The sequence below is a fragment of the Ruegeria sp. SATB045 genome (assembly GCF_059613525.1).
The window spans coordinates 1-11,555 of sequence record NZ_JBXWSR010000017.1 but is presented as its reverse complement, the minus strand read 5'-3'; the positions used below and the strand labels follow the sequence as shown (position 1 = coordinate 11,555).

Genomic DNA, 11,555 nt, shown 5'->3' with positions numbered 1-11,555 from the left:
CGAGGGCAGACAGGTACTTCATGGATCAATCTCCTGCAGTTGCTTCTTTATTTAGATGCAGGAGGTTGCTCGGTTTTGGCGGGTGCGGACGTTCAAACAGTCTGGGCGGATGGCGGGTCTGCGGACAAATTTGCCGTTGGCTCAATCGTTTCTGAGGACCGATCTCAGCCCAAACCCGACATTCAAAACAAGCCTTTGCAATTCTGGCTTTGCGAACTTTGCTGTCCCTCATCAAACGAACCAAAAGAGTTTTGTGCTACGATTGCAGAGAGACGAAAGCTGTAAGGAGAAGAAGTCATGGATGACAAGGTTTGCGTCATCATCGGTTTTGGCCCTGGATTGGGCGCCGCATACGCTGAGATTTTCAAGCATGCCGGTTACTCTCTCGCACTGCTGAGCCGCTCGGGCGCCACATTCGGTGACGAGGGTTCAACTGATACGTCAGTTCGATCCTACAGATGCGACGCCGGAGACCCGGATAGCTTGAAAAAAGCGCTTACCGCAGTCCAGAGCGATCTAGGGGAAATTGATGTCGTTATTTACAACGCAGACCTCGCACAGTTTGGAACGCTTGAAGACGTTTCGGAGATCGAGTTCGAGCAGAGCTGGCGCGTCGGGGCTCTTGGTCTTTTTGCCACCGCAAAGCTTCTAGGACCTCAGATGTCCGAACGTGGTTCCGGGGTGATCATCGTTTCGGGCGCGACCGCTGCACTTCGTGGGAACGTTTGGACGACGGTATTTGCTCCTTCAAAGTCTGCCCAACGTACGCTGGCAAATGCACTGGCCAAGCAGCTCGGCCCGCGGGGCATACATGTGGCGTATCTCGTTATCGACGGTGTGATTGACACCGAGGACACACGGACGAACTTTGCTCCAGATGAACCCGACGACTTCTTTATCAAGCCAGAGCGGATTGCGGAGACGGCTCTGATGTTGGCCCGACAAGACAAGTCGGCTTGGACATTCGAGCTCGACATTCGACCCTTCGGAGAAAAGTGGTAGCTCTCTGACAACCCGAAGCTGACATTGAAAATGCTCAAACTAACGGTCTCTCACCAGTGAACAGCCTGGTCCAATATAGATCACCGATTTCCACATCTCTTCCGTCACTTTGCAGTTGTCGGTTCCTCTTCCTTGGTCATCTGTTCGGCTAAGTTTTCCGAGCGCTAGTCTCTTCAAAAAGATCGGCTTTTCACGGTCAAAAAATAATCTCCAAACTGCGTTCATCATCGCTAACACCTCCAGCGAACTTCGTGCCTTTGAAGACTGCACGACATTTTTCGTTTTGCGTGAGTGGCGGAACGGCTAATAAGGGGGCAAATTCACCACTTTGGGAATTTTGCCGATGCCATATTCGGTTCAAATCGTTGCAACCCCAGAAACCAGCGCTTCCAGCGTGTTTGGCCTGTACGACACTTTGGTGGCCGCTGGGCGGGACTGGGAACATTTGGTGAGCGGCGAGGAGCCTATGCCGGTGTTTGACGTCAGTCTCGTTGGACCGAACATTGAAGGGTTTCGTTGCGGAAGTGGCATATGGATCGTGCCAGACCAGACATTTAAGAACGCAGACCACGCTGATATTATTGTCGTACCTGGACTGACACTTTCACCGCACGACCGGCTCGACCCCGAACTACATCCTTGTTTAGCGTGGCTTGCTAAGCGCGACTTGGCCAAGACGCGTATCGTGTCAGCCTGTACAGGGGCGGTCTATTTGGCGGAAATAGGTATTTTGGATGGGGTTGAAGCGACCACACATTGGGCTTGGGAAGGCCTTTTTCGAAGGTTTTACCCAAATGTGCGGCTTCGCATCGACCGCGGCCTTTGCTTTGCTGATGCGTCTCGCGGACCCGTTACGTCGGGTGGGACAACCGGGTGGCAGGAACTCGCAACGTTCCTGATCGCGCATTACGGCGGCACGCAAAAGGCGGTGCGGGCAGCAAAAGTCTGGCTTATGGCTAACCGCGGAGAACTTCAGTCACCATTCAGTTCAATGATCACTACGGCACCTCATGCTGACGCCATAATCTCACAGGCTCAACTATGGATTTCCGACAATTACGCCATCGATAACCCAGTCGCAGAAATGGCTAAACGTTCCGGGTTGTCGCCAACTACGTTTGCACGACGCTTTCGCAAAGCAACGAGTAGGTCACCGCAAGATTACGTTTTGGCGCTGCGAATTGAAGAAGCCCGCCAGTTGCTTGAAACTACCGACTGCTCCGTGGTGGAGGTCGGAGAAGCAGTCGGATATGCCGATACGCCTTCGTTTAGGAGGTTGTTCAAACGAAAGACAGGACTGACTCCTGTCGAACACCGCAAAATGTTCGGCCTGTCTCGGTTCTCAAACTACTCCTGATGGACGGTGTTTAAGATTGGCAATCCTATTGATCGCTTAGGGCTCGGTGTCGCCTTTCACGGCCTTACACATAAGTGACTGCTCGCAGCCCTAAGCAGGCATTCTCTACTAGGCTTTGCATTCTCTTAGATGCGGACAAAGCTGTCGTTCTTCGAATCTCTAAAGACGAAATAGAATATGCGTGATAGCTCCAGATTATGGCAACGACATCTGCGCGAAATCGACCGTCCATCCCTTACGCACTTGCAGTTTTTGGTGTTCTTTTTGCTTCAATCTGTTTCGGACTGGTTCCCTATTTCAGCCGCAGCCTGACCGAACAGGGCGTCGCACCCTATGCAGTCGCATTCTACCGCTACATTGTTGCGGCGATTCTTCTGCTTCCTGTTCTCATTTTGCACCGAAAAGAATGGCGAGTGATCACTTGGGGCCTTTCAGCTGGAGCCGTAATGGGGCTTGGATGGATCGGGTATGTTACGGCGCTGGAGAAGTTGCCCGCATCGACAGTGGGTGTGCTTTACATGACCTATCCAGTATTCACTCTGATCATTGCTTGGGCCGTGTTCGCTGATGCACCAACGAGGCGCGCATTGTTGGCCTCTGGTCTGATTGTGGTGGCAGCCGTCATTGCTGGCTCGCCCGCATCAGTGCCTGCGGAGCACCTACCAACTCTGCTGCTATCCCTTGCTGCCCCATTTGGGTTTGGCTTCGGAATCTGCGTCCTCGTACACAGGTTGTCACGGATTGCGCCATTGGCACGCATCGCGTCAGTTTCTCTGGGGTCTGTACTGGGCCTTGCGCCGCTCATCCTTGGCGCTCAAGTTGGAGAGCTGCTCCCGGGGGAACAATCCGATTGGCTTCTCATTGTTGGTATTGGATTTGTCACCGCGTTCGTGCCCCAACTTATCTATACGATTTGCTCACCCGTAATTGGGGCTTCTCAAACTGCGGTGGTAGGAAGCATAGAGTTACCCACGATGTTTGCTGTTGGATTTCTAGCCTTTGGCGAAACCATTACTTTACCTCAAGCCTTGGCATGTGCGTTAGTACTGGGTGCAATCGCGATCACTAGAAGCCGCAAGACGCACATAGTATCTGCCGTTCTCGCGAAATCGCCGAAGCAGTAGTGCAGGGCTCAGATTTATCATTTTCTACAGTCAGTTTGATAGACAGGTGGCAGCCCAATCCGGACCTTCGCAACTAGACTTTGCAGTTTCGTGCGCAAAGAAAAGGCCATTTGCTACTTCATTCTGAACGGCATTCAAACGCGAATAGCTGCCGCCCTGTGATAGGGCGGCAGTTCCCGTATCGTTTGTGACGGATCGGAGAGTTTATCCGCGGCTCAGGATTTCCTCACCAAGGATCTGCATGATTTTCTGGCCGGTCTCGCTAGCCCAATTGACCGCAAGCTCTGCCAGCAGCGCGCTGGTTGTGGTGAGGTCGACACCGCCGCGCTCCATCTTCCGGAACGCCATCTCATCCGTAAGCGCGGTGGGAGAACCGGAAGCGTCGACTACAGCAGTCACGGCAAAGCCTTCGTCAACGGCGCTGATTGCAGGCGGGGCAAGGCAGACGTCGGTGGTGATGCCTGCCATGATGAAATGCTTGCGCCCGGTGTTGCGGCAGGCATCTGCAAAGGCGCTGTCATCCCAGCAGTTCACTACGCCGGGGCGCTTTATCCGCGCGGCGAATGCATCCGGCGCGATCTCTTCCAGCGTGGTCATCAGCGGCCCCTGCATGTTGTCTTCCATGCTGGAGGTCAGCACCAGCGGCATGCCAAGCTCGGTCGCCGTCCGCGCGAGGGCGCGGGTGTTGGCTTCGATCAGATCGCGGTCAACGGATTTTGCCCAATTCATTGTGCCGACCTGGTGGTCGATCAGAACGATGGCTGCGTTGTCGGGGGTCACTTTCGTGGAGGTCATGTTGATGTCCTTTTGTGGTTAAGAAATATGGGATGAGGGCAATTCGAAGATCAGGAGTTCGGCTCCAATTGAAGCCTCAATCGCCAGGTCCCCGGCACGGAGCAGTCCCAGCCCATCTCCTTTGCCAAGGGGGAGGCCAGTAACAGTTGCCTCGCCTTCGATCATAAAGATGTAGAGGCTGCGATCAGGGCTGTGCGGATTGAAACTCAGCACGCCGTGGCGGTCCATTTTGCCGTAACTGAGACGCACTTCCTGCTGTACAACAAGGGAGCCTTCGGCACCGTCGGGCGACAGCACCAGCTGGAACCGATTGGTGTGGTCCGCGGTTTCCAGCTCTTTGCTGGAATAAGCCGGCGCCAACCCTTCGAATTGCGGCTCGAACCAGATTTGCAGAGCTCGCATCGGCATTGTCCGCGAGTTGTTCACTTCGTTGTGGAGGATACCGGTGCCAGCGGAGATCACCTGAAGGCCCTTCGCTTTTACAGTGCCGTTGTGAACGGGCACCACTGGATCGATATGTGACACCTCTCCGTCTACCATGAAGGTAACCACCTCGACATCCTGATGCGGATGCAGGCCAAATCCCTTGGCGCCGGGGGACAGCGTGCCGTCATCGATTGTGATCAGCGGGCCGAACCTGCGCCGCCCTGCTTCCAGATGCGGCTTAAACGACATATACGCTTGCATGAAGCCGAAGTCCTTGAACTCGCGTGTCGCGGCGGGGTGGTAGACCGTATCTGTCTGCATTTCTCATATCCTGGCCTGTTCGCTGGGACAGAATTTAGGGACTCCATTCGTTCTGGAAAATGATCCCTTTGTTAACTACTGTTCGTAATTATGAACGATAGATTCTATTCCTGCGCCAAGGCCCTGGTGGCTACTGTTCGTGCTGGCTCGATGAGTGCAGCAGCGGCAGAGCTGAACACCACGAAATCATCGATCAGTCAGAAGCTTGCGCTGTTCGAAGCTGAATTGGGGCTGGTATTGCTGGACCGGTCAGGTCGGGCGGTGACCCCGACCTCAGCCGGGCGCAGAATATTCGAGATCTGCACGGGGCCTGTTGACGCAGCGCTTGAGGCAGAGGCAGAGCTTGGCTTCGCCAGAGGCGGGAAGATTGCTGGTCGAGTGTCGGTCTCGGGCCCCAATAGCCTGCTTGGCACCGTATTTGTCCCGCTCCTGACTGGGCTTCAATCCCGCTATCCAAATGTCGAACTTGAGCTTCATGCAGACGATTCCAGGTCGGATTTTGCGACAGAAGACATCGATCTGGCATTCAGGACCGGCCCCGCCGATAAAGGACGGTTCATCTCGGCAGCCTTACCGCCAGCGCAGCGGGCACCTTACGCGAGCCCGCTGCTATTGGAGCGGATGAGAACCGTCAACCAGCCTGCTGATTTACTCTCGGTGTCATGCGTTTTGCGCACACAAGAATCAGGCAAATGGCTATTCAAGAACGAAGCAGGTCAAAGTGAGGCCGTTGCGCCGCCCGTCGGCTTGCGAGTCAATACGATGGAGCTCGCAATTACAGCAGTTTTAACGGGGCATGCAGTTGCCATGCTGCCCACATTGCTGGCGCAACAGGATGAACGCGCTGGCAACCTCGTGCGCCTTCTTCCTGAATGGTCTACCGAACCAGTTCCCCTGAATTTACTTTGCCGCCTTGAACGCTTGGCCGCTCCGCAGGTCGCTGCGGTTCGGCAATACGTTATGGAGGCACTAAAATCCGCACATCTGTTGTAGCCAGTCAATCTCGACTGAGCTGTATGACGGTACGTGGAATCCACTTAGCTCAAATCAACAAGCCGCTAAAAATTTAATGGTGCGAGACCTCCTGGTTGACGTATTGATGTGCAACATCTTCCCCGAAGCGGTGGTTGAAGTAGGACAATCGGGAAGGAAGCAATAACCATTCTTATACGGGCGATTTCGCTGTCTGCCCACTCGTGCAAGAATCGACGGCCACGTTCAAATTGCGGACATTAGCATTCGGACCAAGTCTTCAGGCCTATCGATCATCACGTAGTGCCCGAATGGCACCGAAATTGCTGTCCACCCCGACTGATGCTGGTATCGCTCAAAAAACGGTTGGCCAAGCCCTGGGACCCAGCCGGTGGCATAGATGTAGGTCCGCTTTAACACCTTGGCTCCGCCGCTCACCAGTTGAATCGGTTGCTCAAATGTCTTGATTGGTTGGGCGACATTTCGGCGGTCCACCCACGCACAGTCTGCTCCATTCACCGAAAAAGCCTCCGCTGGGCCCGGCGCGACTTTGCCATCGACAGCACTATCACGAAGCCCTGCCGCGATATCCGTAGGCAAAACGTCCAAGGCCGCCTGCCCATCGTCCGGCACGAGCGCATCGAGGTACACAAGCGAGCGAATGTGGTCGGGCGCTCTATCCGCCACTCCGGTGACAACCATGCCGCCATAGCTATGACCACACAAAACAATGTCAGAGAGTTCTTCGCACCTGATTACCCCCAGGACATCCTCGATATGCATGGCCAGATCGGTTTCGTCACTCACGAGGTGAGCACGTTCACCCAACCCTGTCAGTGTCGGGGTGAAAACGTCGTGGCCCTCCTTGCGCAGAAGGGCGGCTACGCGAGCCCAGCACCATCCCCCTTGCCACGCTCCGTGGATCAATACAAATGTCGCCATAACCCGCCCCACTCCATCGATACTGCAAAGACAGTAGATTCAACAGGGCCGCCTCGTCCACAGCATCGATTGGACGTTCAGCACGAGCATCTGCAAAAGTACACTTCTGAAATGAGCCCAGAGTCACCATTATCTGCAATCCGTTCGATTGGCTTGTCGCAGCCCGAAGCGGACATTCAAATCCGTGCTTTGCAGTTACCAAGATGCGCGATCAAGCTGCCGGATTTGTCAGCGCGACTTGGTTCCGGCACCGCTATTCTGGCAACCCTGCCCGGCGAAGTGCCTCAAAGTAGCGTTTAGCGCCTTCAGAGCCGCCATAGTCCACGTTGCTACGCCACTTCGAAATCGTTTCACTAGGCTCCATTTGCAGCATTTGCGCCAAAGCCGCAGACGCTTTCTCAGGTTCCCCAAGCATTGCGTGAGCAGCGGCCCTCGTGCTGTGGAGCGCGGCATAGTTTTTTGAGAAGCGCAGACCTGCTTCTGCAAAGGCGATAGCATCATGGTCTCGACCAAGCATTACGCAAGAGGTGGCGGCACCTCCGGAAGCACCCACGAAAACGGCTCCATATCGGCCCAACCGAAGCGCCGTCTGAAAGCAACTCAATGCCATTTTAGGAAACCCGGCCCAGTTGTATCCCCAACCCATAAACAAATTCAGGCGGGCATCTAATGGCGCTCTTTGCCGGATTTGCTCAAGCGCCACAGAAAGTCGATCCGCATCCCCATCCACATTGTAATCAGCCACGGCAACACTCAAATCAAGCGTCGGGCTCTGCCCTGCCATGTGTCGTCCGGCCTCGATCCAGCGTGGCAGTTTCTCATAGTAGGGTGACAGCTCGCGACGAAGATCATAGGTTCTCGCGCCATTCATTGTCCAAATTGCTTCAGCATAGGCGGCAGCGAGGGTTGGTTTAGCCTCAATGGCCCTGGCGTGATATGCCAACGTCTCTTCGTAACTGTCGATACCGGCATCCGACCAAGCGATCATGCCCATCAGGACGCACTCCTCGGCGGTCAGTTCGTCTTCTGGCAATGCGGAGAGTTTTGCGGTCTCAGACTGGATCAAGATCCCACTAACGGCATCCAACAGCTTTTCTACGACCTCGTCCTGCCAATCGAAGATAGCCTCGACCAAACCGTCGAACTTCTGAGTCCAGATTTCAGAACCTGAAGGGTCATTTAAGCGGGCTTCCAAACGCAATCGGTCACCGTGTCCACGCAGCATGCCGCGAAGCGTATATCCCTCTGGTGGCTCCGTGGAGGATATCGCCGCGTTTAACCAGTTGATCGTTCGAAAATAAGAACCGAAATCTGAAGTGAGAGCTGCGGCCATTTCCTTTAGTTCAGTGCGTTGGTCGCTGCACGTCACAGGATGGATGGAGAGCTTTGGCAAGCTGGTCTCTGTGAAAGAATGCGAGCTTTGCGATGCGCCCTGGTGCGGTCCATCGTGAATCCACACATCCAGGCTGCGCTCGATGTTCTTGAGCTTCTTCTTCCCTACAGCTTTAAACGCGTCTGCCAGAGTGTGTTCAATGTTCAAGTGTACGGGTTCAGAAATAGCGATGCCACCGGTTGGCGCAATTCTCTCAAGGCGCGCGGCAATGTTTACACCATCACCCAAAATGTCGTCACCTTTTTCTGTGATGTCACCCACATGAACACCGATCCGCATGTTCATTAACGAGTGTTCGGCCAACTGCTCTTGTAGCTGCATTGCTGCGGTCACAGCTTGCGCCGCGCTGTCAAATCGCGCCAACCAACCATCACCCATGCTCTTCACGACCCGACCTGATTGGCCCGCTATTGTTGGGGTGACGATGTCACTTTCCAGGTGATCAAGCATTAGAAGTGTAGCGTGCTCATCTTTGTGCATGAGCGCCGAATACCCAACGACATCCGCGGCCAGTATTGCCGCCAACTTTCGTTGCAATTGTTGTCCCTTGCTCGACATGCTTTGACAATAGTAGATGCGGCTCTTCACTCCAACTGGCTGATTACGAAGCCCGCTCAGGGCTCTAGGACACCGTTCGCAACCCATAGCTACCATTCGTGCAGCAACCGGAGAATGTATGTTTCGAGTCTGTTTTTATCATAGGTTGATCGCAGGGATCGCTTCGCAATACGAACTTCCTAGGAGGCGATCATGTAGCACTTCCGCAATTTTTCTGTGATCTCCCAGATCAACCTGCTCCCTTTTTTGATGAAAAACGTATCGCCAGCCGTGAAGGTCTCGGCGTCTCCGTCAGGATGCGTCAGTGTTACGGACCCAGAAATCACGGTCATCATTTCATGTACCGGATAAGCATCGATCTCTTCACGACAGGGTGGGCATTCCCAGACGCCCGAGAGAATAGTCTCGTCGTCGTTTGCAAACTTGAACCAGTTTCTTTCGTTCGTATCACTGGTCGTGAAGGAGCCAGGATCGGTGAAATCCGAGGCCACCATGTCGTTTGGGTTGGGTATCAGCCTGAAAGACATCTTTTTCATTGAAACTCCCTTGGTGCGTGGTGATCAATCGAAGACTCGGCTTTTGATTTCCTCAGCCGTGATCATAGCACAAATCGGCTCGCGCCTGCATGGACGGCTTTGGCACAACCCGCTGCTAACTTCCGCTTTCCGCGCTTCGTTGTCATTAGTGAAACTCGCTGCATTCGACAGATGAGGCTCGAATTGCCATTGTCTGGGATCAATTCAATTATTGATCACTGCGCAAGACGACAGTATTCAGGTTTCCGAAAACTATGCTATTCAGGCAACCCACCTGCAATCATTGCACCAAAATACCGATTCTGGTCCTCTTTATGCATAAAGGGTGTGTTTCTGTGTGCAGAAACACGGAAGTCCGGCCTGATTTCGAGCAATTTCTTTGCTTCAACCTGTGCATCTTCTAGACGTCCCATTTCTGCGAGTGTTGCGACCAAGATGCGGCGCGGAGGAAGCGACTTTGGATAGGTTGAGATACCGGTTTTTGCCAGCAGAATTGCCTGTTCGTAGTCCCTGATTAGGAAATGAGAAAGTGCAGCATTAAAATTGTACCAGCCGGGATAACGCGGGTTGACCCTCTTTGCCTTGATGTTCCACTCAATCGCTTCGGCTGGCTCACCCATAAGCGAGCGCAAAAAGCCCATGTCATACAAGACCTCCGGGTCATTTGGGTTCTCCCGAGTTGCGCGCTGAAACGCCTCGTATGCGAGTTGGTGATCGTGGTCTGCAAATAAATGTAGCTGTCCCAAGCGATGTTGAACGCGATAGTCAGTTTGATCCAGTTCTAACGCGCGCTCGGTGTGCTGACGAGCGTTGTTCAGCGCAGTCTCTGGATCGTCTGAACCTCCAAAGCGCCAGAGGCTAAGATAGCGACCGCTCAGTTCGATATGGGCAGAAAGGTAGTCTGGATCGAGAACTATAGCTCGCTCCAGCAGGTCAATTGCCTGTTGCCGACTTGCAGTGTTCAACAGCTTGCTCTTCGCGACAGCTTTCAGAAAAAGTTCATATGCTTGTGGGTCATCAGTCGGTCGTTTCTTCAACGACGCGATTTCCTCTTCTTCTACTACTATTTTCAGGGTTGATACGATTTCCCTAACAAGGTCGGCCTGTGCCACAAACAATTCTTCGATCCCAACGTCATATTGTTCCGACCATAGAGCGTGCCCAGACTCCGTCTCTATGAGCGTAGAATTAATTGAAATATTCTCGCCAACGCTCTGAACGCCGCCTGACAAAACATATCGTACACCGAGCTCTCGGCCTACTTCTCGCGGTTTGACCAAACTGTCGGCAAAGCTAATCGAAGTCGAACCAGCGATCACAAATAGCTGCGGAAACTTCGACAGCTGCGTTGTTATTGCTGTTCCAAAGCCTTCTGCCAGATAGCCGATCTCTTCAACCGTTGAGCGGTTCTCAAAAGGCAAAACGACAATGGAAGGAACGTCCGGGATGGCAAGCACCAACTCTTCTTGTTCGGCCAGGGGTGCCACTTCTCTGGATCGCCACCATATGACCGCAACCAGCACCAAACAGATGCATACTGCACCGACAAGCGTTGGCGCCCACTTGGATATCGGTGGTTTCGTATGCGCAATTGGCTCTGAAATAGCCAAAGCTTTGGCCTTGTCATCCAGAATGACTTCGAATGCTCGGACTGGTCTCTCTATGTTCTTGACTTCGGTCTCACCCAGATCCTTGAAATTCAGATCCAGCTTGTCCTGCACCTGGTCCCTTACGCTGCGGTGAATGCAAATGCCTCCGGGCTCGGCCAAACCTTCAAGGCGGGCAGCGACGTTGACGCCATCACCATAAATGTCTCCATCCTCGGCAATCACATCTCCGATGTTTATGCCGATCCGAAACACAATTCTTTCGCTTTCTGGAACGTCCGAATTTCGAGATATCATTTCGTTTTGAACAGAAACGGCAAATTTCATTGCTTGTACGGTGCTTTCGAACTCCAGCAGCGCACCATCACCCATCAACTTGATCGTCTTGCCAACAAAACTCGCTGCAAAGGGGTCAATGAGTTCCAACCGATGCGACTTTAGTGCAGCCAGCGTCGCTGCCTCATCGCGTTCCATCAGTCGCGAGTAGCCCACGACGTCAATACTCAAGATAGTGGTAAGGCG

At 53.6% G+C, this 11,555-nt stretch carries 11 protein-coding genes; 5 read left to right on the top strand and 6 right to left on the bottom strand.

The window, feature by feature from the left end; translation table 11 throughout:
- The 4 genes from AC2FNR_RS04710 to AC2FNR_RS04695 form a co-directional block, all read left to right on the top strand.
- A partial coding sequence (locus tag AC2FNR_RS04710) for a hypothetical protein (protein WP_496848256.1) occupies positions 1–285 on the top strand: 285 nt, incomplete at its 5' end.
- Positions 286–297: 12 nt separating this feature from the next.
- Positions 298–1,002 (top strand): SDR family NAD(P)-dependent oxidoreductase, encoded by a 705-nt coding sequence (locus tag AC2FNR_RS04705; RefSeq protein WP_496848255.1) that lies wholly within the window; start codon positions 298–300, stop codon positions 1,000–1,002.
- Positions 1,003–1,345: 343 nt separating this feature from the next.
- On the top strand, positions 1,346–2,359 hold the full coding sequence (locus AC2FNR_RS04700; protein ID WP_496848254.1) for a GlxA family transcriptional regulator: 1,014 nt from the start codon (positions 1,346–1,348) through the stop codon (positions 2,357–2,359).
- Between the two features lie 197 nt (positions 2,360–2,556).
- On the top strand, positions 2,557–3,483 hold the full coding sequence (locus tag AC2FNR_RS04695) for a DMT family transporter (RefSeq protein WP_496848253.1): 927 nt from the start codon (positions 2,557–2,559) through the stop codon (positions 3,481–3,483).
- Between the two features lie 204 nt (positions 3,484–3,687).
- On the opposite strand, the gene AC2FNR_RS04690 is transcribed toward AC2FNR_RS04695, so the two are convergent.
- Positions 3,688–4,278, bottom strand: coding sequence for an isochorismatase family protein (locus AC2FNR_RS04690; RefSeq protein WP_496833693.1), 591 nt, complete (start codon positions 4,276–4,278; stop codon positions 3,688–3,690).
- Between the two features lie 18 nt (positions 4,279–4,296).
- Positions 4,297–5,025 (bottom strand): pirin family protein, encoded by a 729-nt coding sequence (locus AC2FNR_RS04685; protein ID WP_496848252.1) that lies wholly within the window; start codon positions 5,023–5,025, stop codon positions 4,297–4,299.
- A 90-nt stretch (positions 5,026–5,115) separates the two neighbouring features.
- Here AC2FNR_RS04685 and AC2FNR_RS04680 point away from each other — a divergent pair, with 90 nt between their 5' ends.
- On the top strand, positions 5,116–6,018 hold the full coding sequence (locus AC2FNR_RS04680; RefSeq protein WP_496679537.1) for a LysR family transcriptional regulator: 903 nt from the start codon (positions 5,116–5,118) through the stop codon (positions 6,016–6,018).
- Positions 6,019–6,243: 225 nt separating this feature from the next.
- Here AC2FNR_RS04680 and AC2FNR_RS04675 read toward each other — a convergent pair whose 3' ends face one another.
- From AC2FNR_RS04675 to AC2FNR_RS04660, 4 genes are all read right to left on the bottom strand, one after another.
- A complete protein-coding gene (locus tag AC2FNR_RS04675) occupies positions 6,244–6,939 on the bottom strand; it encodes an alpha/beta fold hydrolase (protein WP_496848251.1) in 696 nt (231 codons plus the stop codon).
- A gap of 253 nt (positions 6,940–7,192) precedes the next feature.
- Complete coding sequence (locus AC2FNR_RS04670) at positions 7,193–8,920, bottom strand: adenylate/guanylate cyclase domain-containing protein (RefSeq protein ID WP_496848250.1); 1,728 nt, start codon at positions 8,918–8,920, stop codon at positions 7,193–7,195.
- Between the two features lie 149 nt (positions 8,921–9,069).
- Complete coding sequence (locus AC2FNR_RS04665; protein WP_496848249.1) at positions 9,070–9,426, bottom strand: cupin domain-containing protein; 357 nt, start codon at positions 9,424–9,426, stop codon at positions 9,070–9,072.
- 257 nt (positions 9,427–9,683) lie between these two features.
- Positions 9,684–11,555 (bottom strand): adenylate/guanylate cyclase domain-containing protein (locus AC2FNR_RS04660; RefSeq protein WP_496848248.1); only part of this gene is annotated, 1,872 nt, incomplete at its 5' end.